General features: G+C 75.9%; 27 protein-coding genes. 12 read left to right on the top strand and 15 right to left on the bottom strand.

The annotated features are described in order from the left end of the window. Positions 1 to 62 precede the first annotated feature (62 nt). The 5 genes from DQ240_RS10505 to DQ240_RS10485 are packed head-to-tail and all read right to left on the bottom strand — an operon-like array spanning position 63 to position 3,856. Positions 63 to 734 (bottom strand): UdgX family uracil-DNA binding protein, encoded by a 672-nt coding sequence (locus DQ240_RS10505; protein ID WP_113839534.1) that lies wholly within the window; start codon positions 732 to 734, stop codon positions 63 to 65. Further along, positions 731 to 1,288 carry a hypothetical protein gene (locus tag DQ240_RS10500; RefSeq protein WP_113839533.1) on the bottom strand — a complete coding sequence of 186 codons (558 nt, stop codon included), beginning with the start codon at positions 1,286 to 1,288 and terminating at the stop codon, positions 731 to 733. The genes DQ240_RS10505 and DQ240_RS10500 overlap by 4 nt, the downstream gene beginning before the upstream one ends. After that, positions 1,285 to 2,517, bottom strand: coding sequence for a molybdopterin-dependent oxidoreductase (locus DQ240_RS10495; RefSeq protein WP_113839532.1), 1,233 nt, complete (start codon positions 2,515 to 2,517; stop codon positions 1,285 to 1,287). The genes DQ240_RS10500 and DQ240_RS10495 overlap by 4 nt, the downstream gene beginning before the upstream one ends. Further along, positions 2,514 to 3,179, bottom strand: a complete 666-nt coding sequence (locus DQ240_RS10490; RefSeq protein WP_113839531.1) for a DUF2064 domain-containing protein — start codon at positions 3,177 to 3,179, stop codon at positions 2,514 to 2,516. Before DQ240_RS10490 ends, DQ240_RS10495 begins: the two co-directional genes overlap by 4 nt. Next, positions 3,176 to 3,856 carry a glycosyltransferase family 2 protein gene (locus DQ240_RS10485; RefSeq protein WP_113839530.1) on the bottom strand — a complete coding sequence of 227 codons (681 nt, stop codon included), beginning with the start codon at positions 3,854 to 3,856 and terminating at the stop codon, positions 3,176 to 3,178. The genes DQ240_RS10490 and DQ240_RS10485 overlap by 4 nt, the downstream gene beginning before the upstream one ends. A gap of 77 nt (positions 3,857 to 3,933) precedes the next feature. On the opposite strand from DQ240_RS10485, the gene DQ240_RS10480 reads away from it, so the two are divergent. Continuing rightward, positions 3,934 to 5,304, top strand: coding sequence for a hypothetical protein (locus DQ240_RS10480; RefSeq protein WP_113839529.1), 1,371 nt, complete (start codon positions 3,934 to 3,936; stop codon positions 5,302 to 5,304). 7 nt (positions 5,305 to 5,311) lie between these two features. On the opposite strand, the gene DQ240_RS10475 is transcribed toward DQ240_RS10480, so the two are convergent. After that, complete coding sequence (locus DQ240_RS10475; RefSeq protein WP_113839528.1) at positions 5,312 to 6,370, bottom strand: NAD-dependent epimerase/dehydratase family protein; 1,059 nt, start codon at positions 6,368 to 6,370, stop codon at positions 5,312 to 5,314. Positions 6,371 to 6,372: 2 nt separating this feature from the next. After that, a complete protein-coding gene (locus DQ240_RS10470) occupies positions 6,373 to 7,062 on the bottom strand; it encodes a bifunctional 2-polyprenyl-6-hydroxyphenol methylase/3-demethylubiquinol 3-O-methyltransferase UbiG (protein ID WP_113839527.1) in 690 nt (229 codons plus the stop codon). A gap of 158 nt (positions 7,063 to 7,220) precedes the next feature. Here DQ240_RS10470 and DQ240_RS10465 point away from each other — a divergent pair, with 158 nt between their 5' ends. From DQ240_RS10465 to DQ240_RS10450, 4 genes are all read left to right on the top strand, one after another. Continuing rightward, on the top strand, positions 7,221 to 8,147 hold the full coding sequence (locus tag DQ240_RS10465) for an ABC transporter ATP-binding protein (RefSeq protein WP_113839526.1): 927 nt from the start codon (positions 7,221 to 7,223) through the stop codon (positions 8,145 to 8,147). Further along, entirely contained in the window at positions 8,144 to 9,328 is a 1,185-nt protein-coding gene (locus DQ240_RS10460) for an ABC transporter permease (RefSeq protein ID WP_113839525.1), read from the top strand. The genes DQ240_RS10465 and DQ240_RS10460 overlap by 4 nt, the downstream gene beginning before the upstream one ends. A 49-nt stretch (positions 9,329 to 9,377) precedes the next feature. After that, on the top strand, positions 9,378 to 10,358 hold the full coding sequence (locus tag DQ240_RS10455) for a TIGR03557 family F420-dependent LLM class oxidoreductase (protein ID WP_113839524.1): 981 nt from the start codon (positions 9,378 to 9,380) through the stop codon (positions 10,356 to 10,358). A gap of 83 nt (positions 10,359 to 10,441) precedes the next feature. Next, a complete protein-coding gene (locus tag DQ240_RS10450; protein WP_113839574.1) occupies positions 10,442 to 11,200 on the top strand; it encodes a lipopolysaccharide assembly protein LapB in 759 nt (252 codons plus the stop codon). Positions 11,201 to 11,273: 73 nt separating this feature from the next. Here DQ240_RS10450 and DQ240_RS10445 read toward each other — a convergent pair whose 3' ends face one another. Further along, a complete protein-coding gene (locus DQ240_RS10445) occupies positions 11,274 to 12,200 on the bottom strand; it encodes an SMP-30/gluconolactonase/LRE family protein (RefSeq protein WP_113839523.1) in 927 nt (308 codons plus the stop codon). A gap of 57 nt (positions 12,201 to 12,257) precedes the next feature. On the opposite strand from DQ240_RS10445, the gene ppc reads away from it, so the two are divergent. Then, positions 12,258 to 15,056 (top strand): phosphoenolpyruvate carboxylase, encoded by a 2,799-nt coding sequence (gene ppc / locus DQ240_RS10440; protein WP_113839522.1) that lies wholly within the window; start codon positions 12,258 to 12,260, stop codon positions 15,054 to 15,056. Here ppc and DQ240_RS10435 read toward each other — a convergent pair. Beyond that, positions 15,053 to 15,976, bottom strand: a complete 924-nt coding sequence (locus DQ240_RS10435) for a glycosyltransferase (RefSeq protein WP_113839521.1) — start codon at positions 15,974 to 15,976, stop codon at positions 15,053 to 15,055. The genes ppc and DQ240_RS10435 overlap by 4 nt on opposite strands. 70 nt (positions 15,977 to 16,046) lie before the next feature. On the opposite strand from DQ240_RS10435, the gene DQ240_RS10430 reads away from it, so the two are divergent. After that, the gene (locus tag DQ240_RS10430) at positions 16,047 to 17,150 is read left to right on the top strand and encodes an inositol monophosphatase family protein (RefSeq protein ID WP_113839520.1); all 1,104 of its coding nucleotides are present in this window, start codon (positions 16,047 to 16,049) and stop codon (positions 17,148 to 17,150) included. Positions 17,151 to 17,152: 2 nt separating this feature from the next. Here the strand turns inward: DQ240_RS10430 and DQ240_RS10425 are convergent, their stop codons facing one another. After that, positions 17,153 to 18,571 (bottom strand): FAD-dependent oxidoreductase, encoded by a 1,419-nt coding sequence (locus tag DQ240_RS10425; protein ID WP_113839519.1) that lies wholly within the window; start codon positions 18,569 to 18,571, stop codon positions 17,153 to 17,155. Positions 18,572 to 18,657: 86 nt separating this feature from the next. Here DQ240_RS10425 and DQ240_RS10420 point away from each other — a divergent pair, with 86 nt between their 5' ends. After that, positions 18,658 to 18,960 (top strand): putative quinol monooxygenase, encoded by a 303-nt coding sequence (locus DQ240_RS10420; protein WP_113839518.1) that lies wholly within the window; start codon positions 18,658 to 18,660, stop codon positions 18,958 to 18,960. On the opposite strand, the gene DQ240_RS10415 is transcribed toward DQ240_RS10420, so the two are convergent. The 5 genes from DQ240_RS10415 to DQ240_RS10395 form a co-directional block, all read right to left on the bottom strand. Further along, positions 18,957 to 19,505 (bottom strand): sugar O-acetyltransferase, encoded by a 549-nt coding sequence (locus DQ240_RS10415; RefSeq protein WP_113839573.1) that lies wholly within the window; start codon positions 19,503 to 19,505, stop codon positions 18,957 to 18,959. The two genes, DQ240_RS10420 and DQ240_RS10415, sit on opposite strands and share 4 nt — an antisense overlap. Before the next feature lie 95 nt (positions 19,506 to 19,600). Continuing rightward, on the bottom strand, positions 19,601 to 20,413 hold the full coding sequence (locus DQ240_RS10410; protein ID WP_113839517.1) for an Fpg/Nei family DNA glycosylase: 813 nt from the start codon (positions 20,411 to 20,413) through the stop codon (positions 19,601 to 19,603). Further along, positions 20,406 to 21,764: a deoxyribodipyrimidine photo-lyase gene (locus DQ240_RS10405; RefSeq protein WP_113839572.1), complete on the bottom strand. Its 1,359-nt coding sequence runs from the start codon at positions 21,762 to 21,764 to the stop codon at positions 20,406 to 20,408. The genes DQ240_RS10410 and DQ240_RS10405 overlap by 8 nt, the downstream gene beginning before the upstream one ends. 106 nt (positions 21,765 to 21,870) lie before the next feature. Further along, positions 21,871 to 22,191 carry a GNAT family N-acetyltransferase gene (locus DQ240_RS10400; protein ID WP_113839516.1) on the bottom strand — a complete coding sequence of 107 codons (321 nt, stop codon included), beginning with the start codon at positions 22,189 to 22,191 and terminating at the stop codon, positions 21,871 to 21,873. A gap of 199 nt (positions 22,192 to 22,390) precedes the next feature. Then, entirely contained in the window at positions 22,391 to 22,561 is a 171-nt protein-coding gene (locus DQ240_RS10395) for a CsbD family protein (protein WP_113839571.1), read from the bottom strand. Between the two features lie 195 nt (positions 22,562 to 22,756). On the opposite strand from DQ240_RS10395, the gene DQ240_RS10390 reads away from it, so the two are divergent. Genes DQ240_RS10390 through DQ240_RS10375 form a run of 4 tightly spaced genes read left to right on the top strand, consistent with a single transcriptional unit; the run spans position 22,757 to position 26,142 of the window. After that, the gene (locus DQ240_RS10390) at positions 22,757 to 23,263 is read left to right on the top strand and encodes a sigma-70 family RNA polymerase sigma factor (protein WP_233498625.1); all 507 of its coding nucleotides are present in this window, start codon (positions 22,757 to 22,759) and stop codon (positions 23,261 to 23,263) included. Next, positions 23,247 to 24,317, top strand: a complete 1,071-nt coding sequence (locus DQ240_RS10385; protein WP_113839515.1) for a hypothetical protein — start codon at positions 23,247 to 23,249, stop codon at positions 24,315 to 24,317. The genes DQ240_RS10390 and DQ240_RS10385 overlap by 17 nt, the downstream gene beginning before the upstream one ends. A gap of 2 nt (positions 24,318 to 24,319) precedes the next feature. Beyond that, positions 24,320 to 25,294, top strand: coding sequence for an ABC transporter ATP-binding protein (locus DQ240_RS10380; RefSeq protein ID WP_233498624.1), 975 nt, complete (start codon positions 24,320 to 24,322; stop codon positions 25,292 to 25,294). Next, positions 25,291 to 26,142, top strand: coding sequence for an ABC transporter permease (locus DQ240_RS10375; protein WP_113839514.1), 852 nt, complete (start codon positions 25,291 to 25,293; stop codon positions 26,140 to 26,142). Before DQ240_RS10380 ends, DQ240_RS10375 begins: the two co-directional genes overlap by 4 nt. The last annotated feature ends 52 nt before the right edge of the window (positions 26,143 to 26,194 follow it).

Here is a 26,194-nt window from a genome sequence, read left to right as displayed (position 1 = left end):
AGCGGGGCCGGGGGAGGGTACTAGAACGTTCCGTAACAGCGACAGGTGTCACATCCCGGCGGTCAGGCCAGGGCCGCAGCGACCACCCGGAGGTCGGCCACCAGCGCGTCGAAGGCCGCCGGACGGGCCTCCTCCGGCGTCCGGAGCACCGCCGAGGGATGCGTGGTGGCGAGCATCCACGTCTGGTGCGGGGCGTCCTCGTCGTCGTCGGCCGGATCGACCGCGGCGACCCCCGGCGGTGTCCAGGGCAGCAGCTGCCCGCGGTCCTTGGTGATCCGGAAGGACGGCGAGATGAGCGCCTTGGCCGCGGTCGCGCCGAGGCACACGACGACCTCGGGCTTGAGCACCTCGAACTCCGCCTCCAGCCACGGGCGGCAGGCGCGCAGGTGCTCGGGACCCGGTGACTGGTGGATGCGCCGCTTGCCGGTCGGCGTGAACCGGAAGTGCTTGACGGCGTTGGTCACGTAGGCGTCGCGCCGGTCGATCCCGGCCTCGTCCAGCGCGCGGTCGAGCAACCGCCCGGCCGGGCCGACGAACGGCTCGCCCCTGCGGTCCTCCTGGTCGCCGGGCTGCTCGCCGACGAACACGATCCGCGCGGTCTCCGGGCCCTCGCCGAACACCGTCTGCGTGGCCGGCTCCCAGAGCTCGCACGCGCGGCAGCCGGCCGCCGCCGTCCGCAGCCCGGGCAGGCCCACGCCGGACGGGGGATCGGCCGGCACGTTCTCCTGGCTCATGCCCCGATGACACCGCAGTCGTCGCGGCGGCGCTCGGCGGCGCGGGCCCGACGGATGGCGACCGCACCCCAGACGGCGCCGACCAGCAGTACGCCGGCGACGACCAGCAGCAGGTCGCGCCCGTAGTCCCGCGGGAGGAACGAGGGGTTCGCCTCGTCGGCGCCGTACCCGAGCACGAAGGGCAGCGCGACGACGGTCAGGACGCCGCTCACCACGGCGGCGACCAGCGCCGGGGCGCGGGCGGGTGCCGGGAGCCACCGCGCGGCCGCCCACCCCAGGGCGAGCCACACCGGGACCACCACCAGGTCGTGCACGAGCGCGCTGCCGACGAACCACCGCAGCCACGAGTCCAGCGGGATGCGGTCGCCGGCGGTCAGCAGGCCGTACCCGCCGTAGGCGACGGCGGCCAGACCCGGCAGCACGAAGAGCCAGCGCCACCAGGGGCCGGCCGCCGACGTGGCCGGGCGCGACGGGTCGGAGGCGTACGGGTCGTCCGGCACCAGCGGAGCGGCGCGGGCGTCGAGGGTCCGGTCGCTCTCGTCGGAGAGGCTCATGCCGGGGTCACCTGCGCCACCCACTTGGTCTGCATGACCCCGGGCCGGTTCGGGGCGATGAGGCGTACCGGGTAGCCGTGGTCCGGGCTCAGCCGCTCGCCGTTCACCCCGGTCGCCAGCAGGGTCAGCGGGCTCCGGGCGTGCGGCGGCGCCACCGTCGACACCCGGTACAGCCCGCCGGTCTGCAGCGACTCCACGGTGACCTCGGTCTCGCGGGGCAGACCCGCCTCCTCGAGGAGGTCGCCGAGCCGGACCCCGGTCCAGGTGGCGTCCGCGCTCCAGCCCTCCACGCAGGTGATCGGCAGGCGCACGGTGCGCTGCGGGAACGCGGCCAGGTCGTCCAGGGTGAGCTCCAGCCGCTGCGGGCCGTCCACCACCAGCCGGTAGTCGGCGCCGACCGACTCGGTGCCGGCGGCACGGGCGGTCTGGCGGACCGGCAGCCCCTGCGGTCCGACCCCGGGCTCCCGGGGCGCGAACAGCGACACCGGCGACAGCGGCGTCAGCGTCTGGCCGACCGTGGTGAGCGTGACCGCCCCGACGCCCAGACCGGTGGCCAGCACGAAGGCCCGCCGGGAGACGGGGGCGGCCTCGGCGGCCGCGTCCACCCCTGCCCGCTCGTGCGCCTGCTCCGGGGTGAGGCCCGCGGCGGCGCCGGGGGAGCCGCGGCGGGCGAGGCCCCGCCGGATCTCCGGGGCCTTCGCGCCCACGTGGACCAGCACGGCGCCGATGGCGATCCAGCCGGTCCAGTAGTGGGCCGCCGTGAAGAAGAAGCCCCACGGGTACCACTCGGAGATGTTGACCAGCCCGGTCAGCAGCTGCATGACCGAGGCGCCGACCAGCACGAGGATCGACAGCCGGCTGACCGCCCGGGAGGGCGAGCCGGCCGGCGGCCACTCGAAGAGCTTCGGGTAGACGGTCCACAGCTTGGCCAGCAGCAGCGGGATGGCGGCCAGCCCCGTGGCCACGTGCACGCCCTGGGTGACCCGGTAGAGCCACACCGGGGACGCCGGCCAGACGAACCACCCCGGCGGGTTCTGGATCAGGTGGCTGATCAGCCCGGTGACGAAGCAGACGGCGAACGCGAGGCCCAGCCAGACCCCGACCCGGGCGGCGCGGCGCTCGGAGTGCAGCGGGCTGGAGAAGGCGCCGTCCCGGAACGGACCGCGGCGTGCCGCCCCGGGTGGTCCGGGGAGCCGGGCACCGAGCAGGCGGTCCAGCCGGCTGCTCATCCGCGGGCGACCAGCGAGGCCGCGACGTCGTCCACCACCCGGCGGGTGCGGCTTCCGGCCGGGCACTGTGCCGCGACGGCGACCGCCTCGGCGAAGTGGTCCACGTCGGTGAGCTCCGGGAGGTCGTGCACGGCGAGACCGGCGGCGGCCAGGGCCTCCCGGGTGTGGTCGCAGGTGTCGTCCCGGGACATGGGCACCGACGGCAGCACCCAGGCGGACTCCGCGGTGTGCAGGCCGAGCGACCACCAGCCGCCGTCCGGAGCGGGCCCGAGCACCGCCGTCCCCGGGCCGCCGTCGAGCAGGCGGGCCAGACAGTCGGTCAGCAGCTCCGGCGTCACCTGCGGTGTGTCCATGCCGATCAGCAGCGTGGGCAGCGCCGCCGGCCGCATCGCGGCGGCGAACGCGGCCGCCAGGCGGGTGCCGAGGTCGCCCTCGACCTGCGGGACGACGACCAGCCCGTCGAGGTCGAGCTCCCCGCGCGGGCCGTCGAGCGCCACCACCCGCCGCACGTCCGGCACCGCGCGGACGGCGTCGAGGGTGTCGCCGACCGACGCGGCGGCGATCGCGGCGGCCTGCTCGGGGGTGCACGGCGGGGAGAGCCGCGTCTTGCTCCGGCCCGGGACCGGTGCCTTGGTGATGACCAGGAGCTGGGCCGCGGTCACCGGTACAGCACCGCGCGCATGTCGCGGATCGTCCGCACCGTGCCCAGCACGGTGCCGGTCACCTTCGACCGGCTGCCCTCGGTGCGGACGGCGTAGTCGGTGTCGACCTCCCGGACCCGCCAGCCGGCGTCGGACGCGGCGGTGACCATCTCCAGCGGGTAGCCGAACCGGCGGTCGGTGAGCCCGAGACCGAGCAGGGCCTCCCGCCGCGCGGCCCGCATCGGACCGAGGTCGTGCAGCCGCAGGCCGGTGCGCCGCCGGAGCATGCGGGCCAGGGCGAGGTTGGCGACCCGGGCGTGCGGCGGCCAGGCGCCGCGGGCCGGACGGCGCCGGCCGAGAACCAGGTCGGCGGTGCCGGCGAGGACGGGGTCGGCCACGCGCGGCAGCTGGGCGGGGTCCATCGACCCGTCGGCGTCGCAGAAGCAGACGACGTCGGCCGTCGCCGCCTCCAGCCCGGCGTGGGCCGCGGCGCCGAACCCCCGCTGCGGAACGGCGACGACGGTCGCGCCGTGCCGGGCGGCGACCTCGGCCGAGCCGTCCGTCGAGCCGTTGTCGGCGACGACGGCCCGGTAGCCGGCCGGCAGCCGGGACAGCACCCACGGCAGGGAGGCGGCCTCGTCCAGGCAGGGCAGGACGACGTCGACGGTGGCCGGCTCGGGATCGGCTGGGGAAGTCATCTCCGGGTGTTCGTACCGGAGCGGGGAACGGTTCGCTCGTCCGGCAGAACAGGGCGGTCGCCTCTACCTTCGGGCCGGTGACCGGCGCCGCGACCGACCTCGAGGCCGGCCGGCCGGCGCGGGCGGCCCGGCGGCGCCGCTGGGCCGGACCGCTCGCCGTGGCGGTCGCCGCCGTCTTCGTGCTGGTCGTCGGGCTGGTCGGCCGCGAACTGGCCCGCGACGGCGTCGTCCTGCACCTGCAGGGCGGGTACGTGCTGCGCGCGATCCCCGACGTCGTGGTCGGCCCGCGGGTCTGGCTGCCGCTGCTCGTGGGCGCGGCCGGGGTGCTCTGGGGGCCGGCGCTGGCGACCCGGCTGCGCTGGGGCGTCCTGCTGGCCGGCAGCGTCGCGGCCGCGGCCGGATGGGCGGTCGCGCTCGCCCTGGCCAGCGGCGCGGACCGGCTGACCGCCCCGCTGGACAGCCCGTACGAGTACCCGGCGGACGTCGGGCGGGTGGGCTCGCTGGGCGACCTGCTGTCGACCTTCAACGACTCCGTCGCGGCCGACAGCGCGCAGCCGTGGAGCACGCACGTCTCGGGCCACCCGCCGGGTGCGCTGCTGGCCTTCGTCGCCCTGGACCGCCTCGGTCTCGACGGGCTGGGCTTCGCGGCGGCGATGTGCGTGCTCGGCGGTGCGCTCGCCGTCCCGGCCGTCCTGGTGGGCGTGCGCGCCGTCGCCGACGAGTCCACCGCCCGCGTGGTCGCGCCGTTCGCGGTGCTGGCCCCCACGGCGCTGTGGGTGGCGACCAGCGCCGACGCCCTGTTCGCCGGGGTCGCCGCGTGGGGCGTGGCACTGCTCGCCGTCGGCGCCCGGCACGGCGGGAGCCGCCGCGGGGACCTGTCCGCCGCCGCCGGGGGGCTGCTGCTCGGGCTCGCCCTGCACCTGTCGTTCGGGCTCGCGTCGCTGGGTCTGCTGGCCCTCGGAGTGGTGGTGGTGCGATGGCGACGGCTCGGCGTGGGCGGGGTGGTGCGGGTGCTGGCGGTCGCCGCCGTGGGGGTGGCGGCGGTCTTCGCGCTGTTCGCGGTGGGCGGCTACTCGTGGTTCGAAGGGCTGTCGGCGGTCGCCGACCGGGTGCGTTCGGGTCCGTCCTACGCCGACCGGCCGATGGCCTTCTTCCTGTTCGCGAACCTGGCCGCCGCGGCGATCGCGGTCGGGCCGGCGGCCGTCGCCGGCCTGGGCTCCCTGCGCCGCAGCGCCCTCGCCGTCGTCCCCCTGGCCGCGGTCGCCGGGATGCTCGTCAGCGACGTCACCGGCCTGGTGCGCGGGGAGACCGAGCGCATCTGGCTGCCGTTCACCGTCTGGGTGCTCGTGGCCACGGCGTACCTGCCGCGGGAGCAACGCCGCTGGTGGCTGGCCGCCGGGGCACTGCTGGCGGTCGGCGTGGAGGTCGCGGTCCGCACCGAGTGGTGAGCCGGCCTCAGGGTGCGGCGCGCAGCGGAGCGGTGGCGAACGCCCGCATCCCGTCGGCGAAGGAGGTCCGGGCGCGGAAGCCGAGTTCCTCGGTGGCCCGCCGCGGGCTGGCCACCACGTGCCGCACGTCGCCCACCCGGTACCGGCCGGTCACCTCGGGAGCCGGTCCACCGAAGGCCTCGGCCAGGGCGGCGGCCATGTCACCGACGGTGTGCGGCTCCCCGGACGCCACGTTGTAGGTCCGGAGCGTCCCCTCCGGTGGTCCGGCGGTCAGCGCCAGCCGGTTGGCCTCGGCCACGTCGGTGACGTGCACGAAGTCCCGTTGCTGTCCGCCGTCCTCGAAGACCTGCGGGGGCCGGCCGGCCTCGAGCGCGCTGCGGAAGATGGCGGCGACCCCGGCGTAGGGGGTGTCGCGCGGCATGTGCGGCCCGTAGACGTTGTGGTACCGCAGCGAGACCGCGGTCCCGCCGGTGGAGGCGGCCCAGGCGGCGGTCAGGTGCTCCTGGGCCAGCTTCGTGGCGGCGTAGGTGTTGCGCGGGTCGGCCGGCGTCTCCTCCGGCACGGGCGCCCAGGCCAGCGCCCGGCCGCAGCGCGGGCAGGACGGCTCGAAGCGGCCGGCGTCCAGATCGCCGCGGGAGCGCGGGGGCGCGGGGACGACCCCGTCGACGGGGCACGCGTAGCGGCCCTCGCCGTAGACCACCATCGAGCCGGCCAGCACCAGCCGCCCGACGTCCGCGCGGGCCATCGCCGCCAGCAGCACCGCGGTGCCGAGGTCGTTGATCCCGGCGTACTCGGGCATGTCCTGCACGTCGACGCCCAGCCCGACCATCGCCGCCTGGTGCGAGACCGCGTCGACGCCGTCGAGGGCGCCGTCGACCACGTCCCGGTCGCGGACGTCGCCGTGCACGAACTCCACGCCGTCCGGGATCGGCGGCGGTCCGTCCCGGCGCGGGTGCACGGCGGGCAGCAGCGCGTCGAGGACGCGGACCTCGTGACCGGCGTCGCGCAGGACGCCGGCCACGTGCGAGCCGATGAAGCCGGATCCTCCGGTGACGAGGACGCGCACGGTCAGGACGCCAGATCCAGGTCGCCGGCCGCCGCCTCGAGGCGCACCAGGGAGGCGAACCAGCGGTCGCCGTCCCGCCACAGCTCGGCCACGACCAGGTCGGCCGCGGCGGCGGTCTCGTGCGCGGCGTCCGTGCCCACGAGGGCCCAGTCGAACCAGTCGCCGTGCAGGCCGTCGCGCTCGAGCCGGACCCGCGCGATCCGGCGGCCCGTGCCGGGCGGGGACAGCTCCACGACGACGCGGCCGTCCGGCGCGATGAGCTCGCCGCAGCGGGCCAGCAGGGCCACGGGGTCGCCGCCGATGCCGATGTTGCCGTCGGCGAGGACCACGCTGTCCCACCGGCCCTCTCCCGGCACCGGGTCGAACAGCGAGCGGTGCAGCACCGGTCCGCCGGCGGCCCGGGCGATGTCCACCGCCGCGGCGGAGCTGTCGACGCCGGCCCCGTGCCGGCCCTGGCGGGCCAGCTCGGCCACCAGCCGGCCCGGTCCGCAGCCGACGTCCAGCACCGCGCCGGGACAGTGCTGCAGGAGCTCCCGGTCGACCCGGTCGGCCGGCGCGCACCACCGGCGCAGGTCCGCGCCCAGCGGGTGCCGCGCGCCGTCCTGGGTCCGGGTGAACCAGTCGTCGGCGGAGCCGGGGTCGACCGCTGCGTCGAGGGCAGCTGCGTAGGTGTCGAGCGCGCCGGAGGTCATGGCAGGCGTTCGTGGCGCGGGGCCGGGCCGGTTCACGCGGGCTCCTGTTCTCGCGCGCCCGGGCACCCGGCACCGCGTCGCTCCCTGCCCTTCCCCGCCGGCATCCGGTCCACGCCCTAGGTTCGGGGTGTCCACGGGGACGGATCCAGGGGGTGTAGGTGCTCGAGTTCGACGGCCTGTACAAGAGCTACGGCGCGAACCGCGTGCTCGACGGGGTCGGTTTCACCGTCGCGCCGGGCTCGATGTTCGGGTTCTGCGGGGCCAACGGCGCCGGCAAGACGACGACGATGCGGATCGCCCTCGGGCTGGTCCGCGCCGACGCCGGGGAGGTGCGCTGGCGCGGGGCCGCACTGGATGCCGCGGCCCGCCGCCGGATCGGCTACATGCCGGAGGAACGCGGGCTGTACCCGAAGATGCGCGTCGGCGAGCAGCTGACGTACTTCGCGCGGCTGCACGGCATGGACGGCGCCGCCGCCGCCCGGGCCGCCGAGCACTGGGCCGAGCGGCTGGGTCTGGGCGACCGGCGCAAGGACGCGGTGGAGAAGCTGTCGCTGGGCAACCAGCAGCGGGTGCAGCTGGCCGCGGCGCTGGTCAGCCGCCCGGAGGTGCTCATCCTCGACGAGCCGTTCTCCGGGCTGGACCCCGTCGGCGTCGACTCGCTGGCCGAGGCGTTGCTGGAGCAGTGCCGCGACGGCGTGCCGGTGGTGTTCTCCAGCCACCAGCTCGACCTGGTCGAGCGGCTGTGCGACTCGGTCGGGATCCTCGCCCGCGGCCGCATGGTCGCCAGCGGCACCGTCGAGGAGCTGCGCCGCCGCGAGGCAGGCCGGCTGCTGCGGGTCGTCGCGCCCGAGGCCCCGCAGGGCTGGGCGGCGACGGTCCCGGGGGTGCGGGTCGTCTCCCAGCAGGCCGGCGACACCCTGCTGGAGCTGGCGGCCGGCACCGACGACCAGACGGTGCTCGCCGCGGCGCTGCGCACCGGACGGGTCACGCACTTCGCCTGGCGGGAGCCGACGCTGGTCGAGCTGTTCCGGGAGGCGGTCGCCGACCCGGCGCCGGTCCCGGCCGGCGAGGGGGTGGCGGCATGAGCGAGCCGAGGCCGCTGGGCAGCTCGGCGCTGGTCCGGCTCGTCGCCGGGCGGGAGATCGCCACCCGGCTGCGGGACAAGAACTTCATCATCAGCTCGATCGTGATCATCGTGGTCCTGATCGGCGTGATGGCCTTCCAGGTGGTCGTCGGCTCCGGTTCCGACGAGAGTCGGGTGGGCGTCGTCGGCGACGCCTCCGAGCTCGGCCCGGCGATCCAGGCGCAGGGCGAGGCCGTCGGGGTCGACGTCACGATCGTGCCGCTGGAGGACGAGGCCGCGGCCCGCCAGGCGGTCGACGACGAGGACGTCGACGGCGCGCTGGTGGGCGGCACCGGCGCCGCCCCGGAGCTCCTGGTGAAGGATCGGGACTCCACGATGGAGGCCGTCGTCAACGGCGCGGTGGCCGGCGTCGCCGTCGCCCAGCAGCTGGCCGACGCCGGGGTCGACCTCACCGCCGTCCCGGAGGTCGCGGTCTCCTCGCTGGAGTCGGGCGACGACGACGGCGAACGGGTGGTCGTCGCGCTCATCGGCGTCGGCGTCCTCTACGGCCTGCTGATCCTGTTCGGCCAGTTCGTCGCGCAGGGCGTGGTCGAGGAGAAGTCCAGCCGGGTGGTGGAGCTGCTGCTGGCGACCATGCGGCCGTGGCAGCTGCTCGCCGGCAAGATCCTCGGCCTGGGCGTGCTGGGGCTGGCGCAGATCGTCGTCATCGGGGTCATCGGCGTGGTCGGGGCGTTGGCCTTCGACGTCGTGGACGTCCCGGGCGACCTGATCAGCACCGTCGTCTCGGTCGTGCTCTGGTTCGTCCTCGGGTACGCGTTCTACGCCTCGGTGTTCGCCGTCGCCGCCTCGCTGGTGAGCCGCCAGGAGGACCTCGGCACCGTGCTCACGCCCACCACGCTCGTGCTCGTCGCCGGGTTCTTCGTCGGGCTGCAGGCCGCCGGGGACCCCGACAGCACGCTGGCCTCCGTCACCTCCTACGTGCCGGGTCTCTCGCCGCTGGTGATGCCGGTCCGGCAGGCGGCGGGGGAGGCTGCGGCGTGGGAGGTCGCGCTGGCCGTCGTCCTGATGCTCGTCGCCATCGCGCTCGTCGTGCGGCTGGGCGGGCGGGTCTACGCCGGGGCGTTGCTGCGCACCAGCGGCAAGACCAAGCTCCGCGAGGCGCTCCGCGCCGAGCGCGCCTGAGACGCCCGGGGGTCGGTTGGCCGCGACCGGCCCCGGGTAGCGGCCCGCCATGGCGATGCAGCTGGGCTACACGATGATGACGGAGCAGGCCGGCCCGACGGACCTGGTGAGCCACGTGGTCGGGGCCGAGGAGGCCGGCTTCGACTTCGCGGTCAGCAGCGACCACTTCTTCCCGTGGCTGGAGGAGATGGGCCACTCGCCCAACGCCTGGGTCACCCTCGGCGCGGCCGCGCAGGCCACCAGCCGCATCCCGCTGATGACCTACGTGACCTGCCCGAGCTTCCGGTACCACCCGGCGATCGTCGCCCAGCAGGCCGCGACGCTGCAGATCCTGTCCGGCGGCCGGTTCACCCTCGGCATCGGCGCTGGTGAGAACCTCAACGAGCACGTCGTCGGTGCGGGGTGGCCCCCGGCCGACGTCCGCCACGAGATGCTCGTCGAGGCGCTGCAGATCATCCGCGAGCTGTTCGACGGCGAGGGGCACGTCAACTTCCGCGGCGACCACTTCGACGTCGAGTCCGCCAAGCTCTGGGACCTGCCCGACAAGCGGGTGCCGATCGGCGTCGCCGTCTCCGGGCAGCAGTCCTGCGGCATCGCCGGCGAGCTGGGCGACGCGATGATCGCCACCGAGCCGCGCACCGAGCTGGGGGAGTGGTTCGACGACGCCGGCGGCGTCGGCAAGCCCCGGATCGCGCAGATGCCGATCAGCTACGACACCGACCGCGACGCAGCGGTCGAGCGGGCGCACCGGCTGTTCCGCTGGTTCGGCCTCGGCTGGAAGGTCAACGCCGAGCTCCCCGGGCCGTCGGCGTTCGACTCGGCCAGCCAGTTCGTCCGCCCCGAGGACGTCTCCGGCAGCATCCCGTGCGGTGCCGACGTCGACGCCGTGATCGAGGGTGCCCGCGAGTACGCCGACGCCGGCTTCACCCACCTGGCGCTGGTGCAGATCGGCGGCGACCAGCAGGCGCCCTACCTGGAGTGGGCGCAGCGCGAGCTCATGCCGGCCTGGCGGGGCGCCTTCGGGAGCTGACCCCGCTCGGGGGAGACACGTTCGGGTCAGGTCACCATCTCGGAGGACGCCGGGGAGCGATCGGGCACCGCACGATGATCGGCATGACCGAGGACCTGCACGAGCGCCTCCGGCACCTGCCGGCCGCCGACGCGCCCGCGCTCATCGCCCTCGGCCGTGAGCTGCTGGACCACGGCCGGCTGCCGGAGGCCGAGGAGTGCTTCCGCCGCGCAGCCGCCATGGGCGACGCCGTCGCGGCCTTCGCGCTGGGCAACACGCTGGCCGCCCAGGAGCGCTGGACCGAGGCGAGCGCCGCCTACGAGGAGGCGCTGGCCGGTGGCGAGGCGCACGCCTGGCACACGCTGGGCGTCGTCCTCGACGAGATGGGCGACGAGGAGGGGGCGCTGGCCGCCTGGCGTGGCGCGGCCGACGCCGGTGACACCCGCGCCGCCGCCGTCCTCGCCTCGCGCGAGTGGTGCCGCACGCAGGACCCGGCGCTCGAGGACGCCCTGCGCGCGGCCGCCGAGGAGTTCCCGCCGGCGCGCGCGGACCTCGCCGACCTGCTGCGGGAGACCGACCGGGCCGTCGAGGCGCGCTTCGTGCTCGAGGTGGGCGCCAAGCGGGGCGAGGCGGTGGCCTGGCTGCCGCTGGGCAACCTCTACTGCGACGAGCTGGGCGACGACGAAGCGGCCGAGGAGGCCTACCGCAGCGGGATCGCCGCCGGCGACGTCCGCTGCCACCACAACCTCGGCGTGCTCCTGGTCGGCCGCGGGGACCACGCGGGCGCCACCGAGCAGTTCGGCCTCGGCGCCGCGGCCGGCGACGAGCTCGCGCTGGCCGCCCTCCGCCTGTTCCAGGACTGAGGCATGGGAAGCCATCCGCACGTCCTGGGCGCTCCGGACGTGCGTATCGCTTCCCATGCCTCCTCGAGGCGAGTCAGGGGAGCTGGCGGAGGGCGCCGAGCGGGCCGCGGTAGGACGACGCCGCGGGACCGGTGACCCCCGGTCGCGCGGTGAACAGCCGCCCGGCGTCGGGCTGCGCCGCGAGGTCGTCGGCCGACATCCCCTCGGTCGACGTCGTCACCACCAGCAGGTCCCGGCCCGGCCCGGCGAAGCAGCACGCCGAGGTCTGCGCGACCGGCACCGCCACCACCGCGAGCAGCTCGCCGTCGGGTGAGTACCGGCGCACCTGCCCGCCGCCCCACAGCGCCGTCCAGAGGCAGCCCTCGTCGTCGACCGTGAGCCCGTCGGCCACGGCGTCGGAGGAGAAGTCCAGCAGCACCCGGCCGGCGGACAGGGTCCCGGCCGCGACGTCGTAGTCGAAGGCGCGCAGCAGGCCCGGACCGGAGTCCGCGAGGTAGAACGTGCCGCCGTCGGGGGACCAGCCCAGGCCGTTGGAGACGGTCAGCCCGTCGAGCAGCGTGCGGACAGTGCCGTCGAGGTCCAGGCAGTACAGCGCGCCGGCGCCGGGCCGCTGGTCGAAGGCCATGGTCCCGGCGAGGAAGCGGCCGGCCGGGTCGCACGCGGCGTCGTTCATCCGCGTGCCGCCGGACTCCTCGCTGCCGCCCTCCCCGGCCAGCTCCAGCAGCACGCGCGCGTCGCCGTCCTCGGCCAGGTACGTGAAGCCGCCGCCGGCGGCCAGCAGCCAGCCCCCGCCGGCCACCGGGGCGACGGCGCCCACCGTGTCCCCACCGGGCGAGGCGGCCACCTCGTGCACCCCGCCGTCCGCGCCCACCGTCGCCCGTCGCAGCAGGCCGCCGGTGATGTCGACCCACAGCAGCTCGCCCCGCTCGGCGTCCCACCGCGGGCCCTCGCCGTGCTCGGCGGCGGACGGGGCGGCGGGGATCGCGGTCAGGCGCTGCATGCCCCCGGTCCTCCCCACGTCACCCGCCCGTCACACGGGCGGCGGCATACTCCGGCCATGTCCGAAGCCACCGTGGACGTCGCCGACCTCAGACCGAACGGCCGGGAGGAGGACGCCGGCACCGACGCCCCGCTGCGCGACGACATCCGCCTGCTGGGCCGGGTGCTGGGCGAGGTGATCGCCGAGCAGACCGGCGACGAGGTCCTCGAGCTGGTCGAGCGGACCCGGGTGGCCGCCTTCGGGGTGCGCCGCTCCGACGTCGACCGCGCGGAGCTCGCCGCCGCGCTCGGGCAGCTCGACGTCCGCGAGGCCAACCACGTCATCCGGGCGTTCAGCCACTTCTCGCTGCTGGCCAACCTCGCCGAGGACATCCACCACGAGCGGCGACGGCGCTTCCACCGGCGCAGCGGGTCGCCGCCGCAGCCGGGCAGCCTCGCCGCCAGCTTCGACCTCCTCGACGAGGCCGACCTCGACGCGGGCACGGTCGCCGGGGCGCTGACCGGCGCGCTCGTCGTCCCGGTCGTCACCGCCCACCCCACCGAGGTGCGCCGCAAGACGGTCACCCAGGTGCAACGGCAGGTCACCGAGCTCATCCGGCAGCGTGACCGCTCCACCGACGACCTCGCCGCGGACCCGGAGTGGGCGGGGAAGCTCTGGCGGTCGGTGCTGACGCTCTGGCAGACGGCGCTGCTGCGGCTGTCGCGGCTGCGGCTGCAGGACGAGATCGACGAGGCGCTGCGCTACTACGAGCTGTCGCTGTTCGAGGTCGTCCCGGCGATCAACGCGCAGCTGCGCCGGGCGCTGCAGGAGCGCTGGCCCGACGCCGGGCTGCTGGACGAGCCGATGCTCCGGCCGGGCTCCTGGATCGGCGGCGACCGGGACGGCAACCCCTTCGTCACCGCCGACGCCGTCCGCCGGGCCACGACCCGCCAGGCGGAGACGGCGCTGGGCCACCACCTGGCCGAGCTGGTCGAGCTGCGCACCGAGCTGTCGATGTCCGACCGGCTGGTGACGCCCACCGAGGAGCTTCGGGAGCTGGCCGCGCGCTCCGGGGACGAGTCGCCGTTCCGCGCCGACGAGCCCTACCGGCGGGCGCTCATCGGCGTGCACGCCCGGCTGGCCGCGACCGCGCAGCGGGTGCTGGGCCGGGTCCCGGACGACGCCCCGGCCGGGCCGGGCGAGCCCTACGCCGAGCCCGCCGAGCTGCTCGCGGACCTCGCCGTCGTCGACGCCTCGCTGCGCAGCCACGGGGCCGGGGCGCTGGCCGACGACCGGCTGACCCGGCTCCGGGAGGCGGTGGAGGTCTTCGGCTTCCACCTGTGCGGCCTGGACATGCGGCAGAACTCCTCGGTGCACGAGGAGGTCCTCGCCGAGCTCCTCGCCTGGGCCGGTGCCTGCGCGGACTACACGGCCCTCGACGAGGAGGCACGGGTCGAGCTGCTCGCCGGGGAGCTGCGGCTGCGCCGGCCGCTGGTCCGGCCCGACGCCGAGCTCTCGGACCTCGCCCGCGGGGAGCTGGACCTGCTGCGCGCGGCGGCCGACCAGATCGCGCTGCTCGGTCCGCAGGCGATCCCGAACTACGTGATCAGCATGTGCGAGTCGGTCAGCGACGTGCTCGAGGTCGCCGTCCTGCTCAAGGAGGTCGGGCTGCTCGAGCTCGACGCGGACGGCCGACCTTCCTGCCCGGTGGGCATCTCGCCGCTGTTCGAGACGATCGACGACCTCCAGCGCGCCGGGACGACGACGGCGGCGATGCTCGCCCAACCTCTGTACCGGGCGATGGTGGCCGGCCGCGGTGGCCTCCAGGAGGTGATGCTCGGCTACTCCGACAGCAACAAGGACGGCGGCTACCTCGCGGCGAACTGGGCGCTGTACCGCGCCGAGCTGGCGCTGGTCGACGTCACCCGCGAGGTCGGGGTGCGGCTGCGGCTGTTCCACGGCCGGGGCGGCACCGTCGGCCGCGGCGGCGGACCCAGCTACGAGGCGATCCGCGCCCAGCCGCCCGGCGCGGTGGCCGGCTCGCTGCGGATCACCGAGCAGGGCGAGGTCATCGCGGCCAAGTACGCCGACCCCGACCTCGCCCGCCGCAACCTCGAGGCGCTGGTCGCGGCCACCCTGGAGTCCAGCCTGCTCGACGTCGAGGGGCTGGGCGACGGGGCCGAGGACGCCTACGCGCTGCTGGACGACCTGGCCGAGCGGGCCCGGCGGGCCTACAGCGCGCTGGTGCACGAGACGCCGGGGTTCGTCGAGTGGTTCCGCGCCGCGACCCCGATCCGCGAGCTGGCCGAGCTGAACATCGGCAGCCGGCCGCCCTCCCGCAAGGCCGGCGACCGGATCACCGACCTGCGGGCCATCCCGTGGGTCTTCAGCTGGTCGCAGGCGCGGATCATGCTGCCCGGCTGGTACGGGACCGGCTCGGCGCTGGAGAGCTACGTGGCCGGCGACGACGCGAAGCTGCAGCGGCTCCGGGACCTGCACGAGCGGTGGCCGTTCCTCCGCACCGTCCTGTCCAACATGGGCATGGTGCTGGCCAAGACCGACCTCGGCCTGGCCGCGCGCTACGCCGGGCTGGTACCCGACGAGGAGCTCCGGGCGCGGGTGTTCGACCAGATCACGGCCGAGCACGACCGCACGTGCCGGATGCTGCTCGCGGTCACCGGGGACGACGAGCTGCTCACCGACAACCCCTCGCTGGCCCGATCGATCCGCAACCGCTTCCCGTACCTGGAGCCGCTGCACCACCTGCAGGTGGAGATGTTGCGCCGCCGGCGGGACGGTGACGACGACGAGCTGGTCCGCCGCAACATCCAGCTGACGATCAACGGCATCGCCACCGCCCTGCGCAACTCGGGCTAGAGCGCAGGCACCGGGAGGCGGGAGCGGTCCAGCCAGCGCGCCAGCCGGGCGCCGTCCCACGGCCGGCGCCGGCGCGCGGTGGCGAGGGCGAGCCCGCGGGGCAGCTCCAGGGCGGCCAGCGCGATGCCGGCGGCGCCGGGGAGGTCACCGCCGCGCAGGTGGCGGACGACGGTGCGCGGCCGACCGGCGAGCAAGGGGAGGGTCTCCGCGACCGGCCGGACGGCGTGCTGCGGGACCAGCACCTGCACCGTCCGGGCGTAGTGCCACTCGCGCAGGAACACCCCCCACGCGCTGCGGCCGCCCTTGCCATGCGTGAACCGGGTGTCCGGGACGCGCAGCAGCAGGTGCCCGGCCGCCCGCAGCCGGCGGGAGGCGTCGCGGTCCTCGTTGTAGAAGAAGTAGACGGGGTCGAAGCCGCCGGCGGCGAGGAACTCCGCCCGGCGCACCAGCAGGGCGGTGCCGCCGAGCTCGTCGGCCGGCCGGGGCGGACCGGGCGGGTCGTCGTCCTCCCCGGGACCGTGCACCGCGGGCGCCGCCCACAGGGCCCGCGGCTCGGCGTCGAGGACCTCGGCCAGCCGGCGGAGCATGTCCGGCCGCGGCTCGCCGTCGGAGTTGACGAGGGCGACGTAGCGGCCGCGGCACGCGTCGATGGCGAGGTCCATCGCGCGGGCGAAGCCCAGGTTGCGGGGCGAGCTGAGCACCCGCCGGTCCGCGGCCGGGTAGCGGGTCCGCAGCTCGGCCCGGGCGGCCGCCGACGTCGCCGGGTCGGGGGCGTTCTCCACCAGCAGGGCGCGTCCCCGCCACGCCGGCCCGGTGGCCGCCGCAACCGCCGCGTGGTGCCGGGTCAGCAGCTCCGGCGGCTCGCGGTGGACCAGGAAGACGACGTCGACGTCGTCGAGGGAGGCGCGGGCGGTCGTCACGCCGTCGCACTACCCCGGCGGCCGGCCGGTAGCGCTGCGGGACGGCGGCTGACCGGGCAGGGTCGACACCGTGGGCAGTGGGGGAGCAGCAGCAGAGGGTGTCGTCGTCGCGGCCACCGGGGGCGAGGTGCTCCAACGGGCGGCCGCCGACCTGGCCCTCGCGCCGGCGGCCCTCGCGCCCGCGGTGAGCGACCCGGCCTACCGGCTGCTGGCCGGGGGCCCGGGGGAGGCGGTCCTGCTGCGCCGGCAGTGGACGGTCGAGGGGACCCCGGAGGCGGTGGTGCTCGCGTCCGCGGGCATGGAGCCCGACCACCCCGCGGTGCTCGCGACGGCCGTCGGCTGGGGATGCGACCGGGTGCGGGACCGGCCCGGCGGCCGCGGCGTCGTGCCGGTGGCACTGCCGGGGCCGGCCGACTCCCTCGTCGAGCGGTTCCTGGCCGCGGCCGCCCTGGCCGCCACCCGCGTGGAGACCGCGGTCGCGCTCGCCCGCGGCACCGGGGAGGACCGCGTCAAGGCCGACGGGAGCCCGTCGCTGGCCGCCGACGAAGCCGCGCACACCGCCGCCGCCGGGGTGCTCGGTGCGCTGGACGTGCCGGTGCTCAGCGAGGAGCGGCTCGACGTGGCGGTCGACCCCGAGGCGCCGTGGATCGTCCTCGACCCGCTGGACGGCACCGGCAACTTCCGGGCCGGGCTGCCGCCGTGGGCGTTCTCCGCCGGTCTGGTGCACGCCGGCCGGCCGGTCGCGGGCGTGGTGGTCGACCTCTCCTCGGGGCGGCGCTGGATCGGGGCCGAGGGCGTCGGTGCGCGCCGCGACGACGTCCCGATCTCCCCGCGGGCGGGCACCACCGTCGTCGTCCCCAGCGCGCCGGGCGGCTCGGCGGTCGGCGTCCCGAGCACCGCCCGGCGGATCCGGGTGACCGGCTGCACCGCGGTGGAGATCTGCCTGGTGGCCGACGGGTCCGCGGTCGCGTGGCACGACCTGGACCGCTCCGGCACCCACGTGCACGACGTCGCCGGCGGCCTGGCCGTGCTCGCCGCGGCGGGGGGTGTGGCGCTGACCGCCGACGGCGGCCCGCTGCGGCTGAGCCCGGACACCGAGGCGAAGATCCGCTTCGTCGCGGCCGGCACGGTGGACCTGGCCGGGGAGCTCATCGCCGCCGTCGAGCGGCGCTGACCTCAGCTGTCGGCGGCGGCCTCCGCCTCGGCCTCGATCTCCGCTGCGCGGGCCGCCGCGAGCAGGTCGTCGCGGTCGTGGATCGTCGTCCGCTGGCGGCCGCGGGTGGCACCCAGCGCGGTCTCGGCGGCGTCGATGGCCTTCCAGTTCGGCAGCAGCACCGGGTCGGCGCCGCGGGCGCGCAGCGTGCGCACCAGGTCGTCCTCGTCGCCGTGCGGGGCGATGGTCCCCTCCTGCACGTCGGCCAGGAGGGTGGCCACGGTCTCGCGGGCGTCGTGCTTGTTCGTGCCGACGACGCCCGTGGGCCCGCGCTTGATCCAGCCGGCGACGTACTCCCCGGCCGACGGGGCGCCGTCGCGCAGCACCCGGCCGGCCTCGTTCGGCACCGTGTTCGAGGAGGTGTCCAGCGGCAGCCCGGGCAGCGGCAGGCCCCGGTAGCCGACCGAGCGGACGACGAGGTCCGCGGGCAGCGTCGTGTACTCGCCGGTCCCCGTCGCGCGGCCGTCCGCGTCGACGGCGGTGCGCTCCACCTCGACGCCGGTGACGCGGTCCTCGCCGACGATCCGGGCCGGCCGGGCGAAGAAGCGCAGCGTGATCGTGGCCCGCCCCGGCTCGGCGGTGTTGGGCGCGTAGCCGCGCAGCACCTTGATGTTGCGCGCCTTGAGCCGGTCCGCCGGCGGCGGCTCCTCCTCGCCGGGCAGGTCGGCGCCGTCGACGAGCACCGTGGCACCGGCCAGCTCGCCCAGCTCGTCGAGCTCCTTGGTCGTGAAGCTCGCCTGCGCCGGACCGCGCCGGCCCAGCACCGTCACCGACTCCACCGGCGCGGCGGCGAGCGCGTCGAGGACGTGCTGCGGCATGTCGGTGGGGTCGAGCTCCTCGGGGGTGCGCACCAGCACCCGGGCCACGTCGAGCGCCACGTTGCCGACGCCGATCACGATCGCGTTGCGCACGCCCTGCAGGGCCGCCTCGATCCGCTCCCGGTCGGCGTCGGGGTGACCGCAGTACCAGCCCACGAGGTCGGTGGCGGCGATGCTGCCGGGCAGGTCCTCGCCCTCGATGGACAGCGCCCGGTCACGGGAGGCGCCGTAGGTGTAGACGACCGCGTCGACGTGCCGCCGCAGCTCCTCCAGGGAGAGGTCGGTGCCGATCTCGACGTTGCCGACGAAGCGCACGTGCTCGTGGTCCAGCACCCCGTGCAGGGTGTCGCGCAGGGCGCGCATGCGCAGGTGGTCGGGGGCGATCCCGTGCCGGACCAGACCGAAGGGCGTGGGCAGCCGGTCGATCAGGTCGACGGCGACCGGGACGTCGTCCTGGCGGGTCAGTGCCTCGGCGGCGTAGATGCCGGCGGGCCCCGCTCCGACGACCGCGACCCGGAGGCGACGGGGGGCGGGTGTGCTGGCAGTCTCCTCGGCGTCCGACATGATCGGCATCCTGACCCGCGGGGCCGGGATGCGCCAACCACCGGTCCCGTCGGGCCTGTCGCCACCGCTGCCGTTGGAGGACCCGCATGTCCGTCGTCGTCGTCGCCCACATCCGCCCGCTGCCCGAGCACCTCGACGCCGTGAAGCAGGCTTTCCTGGACATCCTCCCCGAGGTGCACGCCGAGCCCGGTTGCGAGCTCTACGCGCTGCACGAGGCCGACGGGGTCCTGGTGATGATCGAGAAGTGGGAGAGCCGGGAGGCGCTGAACACGCACATGACGGCGCCGGCGCTGACCGCGATCGGCCCGAAGCTGGCCGGCAAGGTCAGTGGCGCCCCCGAGGTCCAGCTCCTCGACCCGCTGCCCGCCGGTACCAAGGGCGCCCTCTAGGCCCCGGCGTCGGGCGGCGGCCCCAACCGCCGCCGCTCGACCGCGCTCGTCGCCGTCACCACACTCATCGGCGGCACGTCCCCCGCGACGACGGCGCCCGCGCCCACCACCGAGCCGCGGCCGATCGTCACGCCGGGGGTGACGGTGGCGGCGGCGCCGATCCAGACGTCGTCCTCGATGACGATGGGCGCGTACGTGAGGAAGTCGAACCGCTCGGCGGGGTCGACGGGGTGGCCGGCGGTGCTCAGCGTGACCCGCGGCCCGATCAGGACCCGGTCGCCGATGGTGATCCCGCCGAGGTCCATGAACCAGCACCCCTGGTTGACGAAGACGCGCTCCCCGAACGACGTCCGGAGCCCGTGGTCGCAGTAGAAGGGCGGCAGGACCGTGAGGTCGTCGGGGACCGGTCCGCCGAAGATCTCGGTCAGCAGCGCCCGGCGGCCGTCGAGGTCGTCGAACGGCAGGGCGTTGAGGCGTGCGGTCAGCGTCATGACCACCTGCACCCGCTGGGCGAAGGCCCGCGACTCGGGCGTCCGTGTCGGCATGCGCCGCTCGTTCCGCACCACGGGGCGACCCTCGCACGCTGGTCGGACAGGAGCGGAGTCGTTGGGTGACGGAAACCGTCACCCAACGACTCCGCTCAGACCGCCTGGCAGACGGGGCACCAGTAGAGGTTGCGGCCCACCATCTCCTGGGTCCGCACCTCGGTGCCGCAGATCCGGCAGGGCAGCCCGGTCCGCCGGTAGACGTAGTGCGCGTCCTCCCGGGAGGCCGGGCCACGCTTGCGGCTGCGGTCCTCCGCTCGCGTGGTGACGATCCGGCCGAGGCGGACGCCGGAGCGCATCAGCGTGACCAGGTCGGCCCACAGCGCGGCCCACTCCTCGGCGCCGACGTCGCGGCCGGGGCGGAACGGCGAGATGCCGTGCCGGAAGAGGATCTCCGCGCGGTAGACGTTGCCGACGCCGGCGAGCACCGACTGGTCCATGAGCAGCGCGCCGACGGCGGTGCGGCTGCGGGCGATCCGGGCGTGGGCGACGGCGCCGTCCCGGCTGCGGGCGCGGAGCGGGTCGGGTCCCAGCCGGTCGAGGATCCTGTCGACCTCGGGGGTGGTCAGCACCTCGCAGGCCGTGGCTCCGCGCAGGTCGGTCCACACGCCCTGGCCGTCGGGACCCGGGCCCTCCCAGCGCATCCGGAGGGCGCCGCGCGGGGGAGGGGGCATGCCGACGCCGCTGGTGTAGGTGCCGTAGAGCCCCAGGTGGACGTGGAGGGTGTCGGCGCCGAAGCAGGCGAAGAGGTGCTTGCCGTAGCTGGTGACCTCCTCGAGCACCCGGCCGTCGAGCAGCTCGGCGCCCGCGGCGAAGCGGCCCTGCGGGCTGGTCACGTGCACCGGCCGGCCGGCGAACGCCTCCTGCTGCTCGCGGGCCAGCCGGAACAGGGTGTGGCCCTCAGGCACGGCGCACCCGCTCGAACCGGTCGAGCGCGACCCTGCGCTCGTGCGCGTGGTCCACGATCGGCTCGGGATAGCCCGCGGGCACGCCGCCGGGCGCCGTCCACGGTTCGTGCACGTACCGGGAGTCCAGGTCGCGCAGCTCGGGCACCCAGCGCTTCACGTACTCGCCGTCGGGGTCGAACTTCTTCCCCTGGGTGACCGGGTTGAAGACCCGGTAGTACGGCGAGGCGTCGGTGCCGGTCCCGGCGACCCACTGCCAGCCGTGGTTGTTGCTCGCGAGGTCGCCGTCGACCAGGTGCTGCATGAAGTACCGCGCTCCCCGTGTCCACTCCTGGTGCAGGTCCTTGACCAGGAACGAGGCCACGATCATCCGCACCCGGTTGTGCACGTAGGCCTCACCCAGCAGCTGGCGCATCCCGGCGTCGACGATCGGGAAGCCGGTGCGACCGGTCTCCCAGGCCCGGACGAGTTCCTCGGCGTGCGGACCGGAGTCGTAGCCGATCGACTGCAGCTCCGGGCGCAGGTACTCCCTCGCCGACTCGGGCCGGTGCCACAGCACGTCGGCGTAGAACTCCCGCCAGGCCAGCTCGTCGGTGTAACGGCGCACGGCCTCGTTCTGGTCCTCGGAGGCGAGGTCGGCCAGCAGTGTGCGTGGGTGGATCGTCCCGTACTTCAGGTGCGGCGAGAGCCGGCTCGTGCCGTTCCCGGCCGGGAGGTTGCGTCCCTCCGCGTAGCCGGTGAGCCGCTGCTCCCGGAACCGGTCCCAGGCCGCGTGCGCGGCGGCCTCGCCGGCCGGCGGCAGCTCGGTGGCGCCGAGGTCCTGCGCCGGGGGCAGGTCCTCCGTCCGTGGGCCGGAGCACCAGGGGACGTCGTCCGGGTGCGGAGCCGGGGCGGGCCAGCCGTGCTCGCGCCAGGCGCGGGCGAACGGGGAGAAGACCTGGAACGGGCTGCCGTCGCGCTTGGTCACCAGCCCCGGGCCCACCGCGTACGGCGAGCCGGTCCGGACGAACGCGACCTCACCGAGGGCCCGCTCGACGGCGGCGTCGCGGCGGCGGCCGTAGGGGCCGGTGTCGGCCGAGACGTGCACGGAGCCGGCCCCCACCTCGCGGGCCACGGCCGGGACGACGTCGGCCGGGTCGCCGGAGCGGATGACCAGTGCGCCGCCGCTCGCCTCGCGGAGCTCGGCCAGGCAGCGGCGGAGGTACTCGCGCCGGGGTGTGCCCGAGGGCTCCCACAGCCGCGGGTCGACGACGAACAGCGGCAGCACCTCGTCGGCGGCCTCGATGGCGGCGAGCAGGGCCGGGTGGTCACCGAGGCGCAGGTCGCGGCGGAACCACAGGACGCTGGGGGGCACCCGCGCCACGCTATGTGCGATTCCGGTTGTGCGCAGTCGAAGGACCTCGGTGCCCGCCCACGCCTCGCACGCTCGGCGCGGGCCCCTGCACCGAGGCCGGGAAGGGCTACGCCTGGGCGGTGGCCAGCCCGAAGTGCGGGCGGTCGTCGCCCCGCACCAGGTCCATGTAGTCCGGGTGCTGCTGGATGTAGTGCCGGATGAAGGAGCAGTACGGCAGGACGTGCAGGCCGCGCTCGCGTGCCGCGTCGAGGACCCCGGCGACCAGCGCGGAGCCGATGCCACGGCCGCCCACGGACGGGTCGACCTCGGTGTGCGGGAGCGTCATCACGCCGTTCTCGACGTGGTAGCTGGCGAGGCCGACGACGCGCTCGCCCAGCCGGACCTCGAACCGCCCCTTGTCGGGGACGTCGACCACACTCGTCTCCATCGTGCGCTGCCCACCCTCTCCCGGCCGCCGGCGCCGTTGCCGGGGCTCGATGTGCGTACGCAAAAGGTAACGCCTCGGACACGGCGCGAGTTGCCGGTTCGGATCCGAGGGCGCGTCGGAACCGCCCGACCGGGTGGCACCCGGGAGGGCGGGTACGGCCCGGTCGTCCCCCGTCGAGGGACGACCGGGCCGGGTCGGCCTACTCGAAGACGTCCTTGACCTTCTCGCCCGCCTGCTTGAGGTTGCCGGTCGTCTGGTCGGCCTTGCCCTCCGCCTGCAGGTCGCGGTCGCCGGTCGCGTCGCCCGTCGTCTCCTTGGCCTTCCCGGTGAGTTCCTCGGCCTTGTTCTTCATCTTGTCCATCGCACTCATGCCGGGGTGGTGCCCGCCGCCGGAGCCGTCCACCCGGCTCGACGCGCTTCGTCATGAGATCGCAAGATCGGCGCGGGGTGCATCCTCTGGCCGTGTCACATCCGCGGCCCCGGCGGTGCTGTACCTGATGTGGACCTGGTGCAGCACGAGCGGTGGACGGTGCCTCCCCTCGCCGTCCCGGCGTCCCGAGGGCGCGTGAGGGAGCGCGTCCGGGCGGACCTCGAGGAGGTCTTCCGCGCCCACTACCCGCGGGTGGTCGGCGTGGCCGCCCGGGTGCTCGGCTCGCGCGACCAGGCCGAGGACGTCGCCCAGGAGGTGTTCCTCGACTTCGGTCGCTCCTCGGTGCCGGCGGCCGAGGCCGGTGGCTGGCTGAGCGTGGCCGCCGCGCACACCGCGCTGAACCTCCTCCGGTCCGGCCGGCGGCGCACCGCCCGGGAGGACGCCGTCGGTCGGCAGCAGCCGGCCGAGGTCCCCGACGTGGCCGACGCCGTCGTCTCGCGCGAGGAGCACGGCCGGGTCCGCGCCGCCCTCGCCCGGCTGCCGCGCAAGCAGGCGGTCGCCCTGGTCCTGCGGCACAGCGGCCTGAGCTACGACGAGGTGGCGGCCGCCCTCGATCTGTCCGTCGGCAGCGTCGGCACCACCGTGCGACGCGCCGAGTCCGCACTGCGCAAGGAGATGGTCCGCGATGCGTCATCCGACTGAGGGCGTCCTGCGCCGGCTGGTCGACGAGCCGGTCGGTGTCCCTGACGCCGACCGCGCGCACGTCGCCGGCTGCGCCACCTGCCTCGCCGGCCTCGATGCAGCCCGCGCCGACGCCCGGGCCGCCGCCGCAGTGCTGCCCGCCCCCGACGTGCCGGTCGACGTCGACGCCGCCTGGATGCGGCTGCGTTCGGCCGCCCCGGCCGGGCGGACGGCGGCGCCGGCCCGCCGCCGGTGGGCACCCGCGCTCCGCGGTCCGGCCGCCGCTGCACTGGGCGCGGTCGTCGTTCTCTCCGGCGCCGGGGTCGCCGCGGCCAACGACTGGCTGCCGATCTTCCGCACCGAGCAGGTGCAGCCGGTGGAGCTGAGCGAGGGCGACCTCGTGGCACTGCCCGACCTGTCCGACTTCGGCGACCTCGAGGTCACCGGGGACGAGGAGCCCACCTCGGTGCCCGACGCCGCGGCCGCCGAGGAGCGGACCGGCCTGGCGGTGCCGGAGGCCGGCGACCTCCCGACCGGCGTGACCGGGGATCCCGAGTACCTCGTCGTCGACCCGCTGAGGGCGGTGTTCACCTTCTCGGCGGAGGAGGCGGCGCAGGCCGCCGACGCCGCGGGGGAGGAGCTGCCGGCTCCGCCGCCCGGGCTCGACGGCAGCCGGGTGCAGCTCTCGGCCGGCCCCGCCGTCGCCGCCGTCTGGCGGCAGCCCTCCGGCATCCCGGTGTTCGCCGTGGGGCGGGCGGTCGCGCCGACCGCCGAGTCCGACGGCGTGCCGTTCGAGACGGTGCGCGACTACCTGCTCTCGCTCCCGAGCCTGCCCGACGACGTCGCCGACCAGCTGCGCGAGTTCTCGGCCGACGCGCGGACGCTGCCGCTGCCCGTGCCCGAGGGGATGGTTACCAGCTCGACCGCCGACGTCGACGGCGTGCCGGCCACCGTGCTGCAGTCCCGGGACGGCGTGGTCGCCGGCGTGGTCTGGGTGGAGGACGGCGTGCTCACCGCGGTCGCCGGTGCGGTGAGCGCCGACGAGGTCCTCGCCGTCGCCCGCGGCCTGCGCTGACCGTGGCGGCGGAGGACACCCGGAGCGCGGCCGAGCTGGTCGCGGACCTGCCGGACTCCCCGGCGGTGTGGTGCTCGGGACTGCGCAAGCGGTACCGGCGCCGGACGGCGGTCGACGGTGTCTCGTTCGCCGTCGGCCGCGGCGAGGTGGTCGGGCTGCTCGGGCCCAACGGTGCCGGCAAGACCAGCGTGATCAAGATGCTGCTGGGGCTGGTCCGGGCGGACGCGGGCGAGGTCATGGTGCTGGGCCGGCCGGGCAGCGACCCGGCCTCCCGGCAGCGGGTGGGCTACCTCCCCGAGCTGTTCCGCTACCAGCCGTGGCTCACCGCCGCGGAGGTCCTGGCGCTGCACGCCCGACTGGCCGGAGTGCCGATGACCGGGGCGGAGGGGCGCGAGCGGCTGGCGACCGTCGGCCTGGACGGACGCGCCGCCGACCGCGTCGGCGGCTTCTCCAAGGGGATGCAGCAGCGGCTGGGCCTGGCCGTCGCGCTGGTCGGCCGCCCGGAACTCGTGGTCCTCGACGAGCCGACCAGCGCGCTGGACCCGATCGGCCGGGTCGACGTGCGCGACCTGGTGCTGTCGCTCAAGGCGCGGGGCGTGGCGGTGCTGCTCAACTCGCACCTGATCGGCGAGGTGGAGCGGGTCTGCGACCGGGTGGTGATCCTCGACCAGGGCCGGGTGGCGGCGGCCGGCACGCTCGCCGAGCTGCTCGGCCGGCGCGAGGTGAAGCTGCACCTCACCGGGGTGGACGCCCGCGCCGAGGCGCGGCTGCGCGCGGCCGGGGAGGTCTCCGGCGGCGGCGACCGCTTCACGGTGGTGCTGCCGGCCGAGGACGACGGCCGGTCGGTGCCGGCGCTGGTGGCCGACCTGGTCGCGCTCGGGGTCGGGGTGCACGCGGTGGAGCCCGCCCGGATCAGCCTCGAGGAGCGGTTGCTCGGCATCCTGCGCGCCGGGCACGGTCCGGGGGAGCAACGGTGAGCGCCGTCCTCACCATCGCGCGGCTGACCGTCCGGGAGGCCGCCCGCCGGCGCGTGCTGTGGGCGCTGGCCGTCCTCACCGTCGCGCTGCTGGTCCTCAGCGGCTGGGGGTTCTCCCGGCTGACCGGGCTGGACACCGAGTTCGGCGACCTCACCTCCGGCCAGGCCCGGCTGATCGCCTCCCAGCTGCTCAACCTGGTGATGTTCGGGCTGAGCCTGATCGCCGCGCTGGGCACCGCGTTCCTGGCCGGGCCGACCGTCTCCGGCGAGATCGAGTCGGGGATGGCGCTGTCGGTCATGGCCCGACCGATCCGGCGCACGACCCTGCTGCTGGGCAAGTGGCTCGGCCTGGTCGCCGTCGGCTGCGGCTACGTCGTGGTGGCCGGGCTCGCCCAGTTCCTCGTCGTCCGGTGGGCGGTCGGCTACTGGCCGCCGGACCCCGCCGGTGGGCTGGCCCTGCTGGCCGCGCAGACCATCGTGCTGCTCACCCTGGGCCTGCTGCTGTCGAGCGTCATCTCGCCGATGGCCTCCGGCGTGGTCGCCGTGGGGCTGTTCGGCGCCACCTGGGTCGCGGGGATCGTCGGCAACGTCGGGCAGGTGCTCGGCAACGAGGGCGTGGAGCGGGTCGGCACGGTGTCGCGGGTGCTGCTGCCCACCGACGGCTTGTGGCGCGGTGCGATGCACGCGTTCCAGGACCCCTCCGCCCTGGCCACCATGGGCAGCGAGGGCGCCGGCTTCCCGTTCCTCAGCGAGGCGCCGCTCGCCGTCCCCTACCTGCTCTGGGCCCTCGCCTGGATCGCGCTGGTCTGGGCGCTGACGGCGGTCACGCTCGACCGCCGCGACGTCTGAAGGACCCCGTCCCCCTCATCCCTCGCAGGCTCGGGACGAGCCTCTGGACGGG

This window comes from Blastococcus sp. TF02A-26 (assembly GCF_003319125.1).
Classification (GTDB): Bacteria; Actinomycetota; Actinomycetes; order Mycobacteriales; family Geodermatophilaceae; genus Trujillonella.
This window is presented reverse-complemented; position numbering and strand designations above follow the sequence as displayed.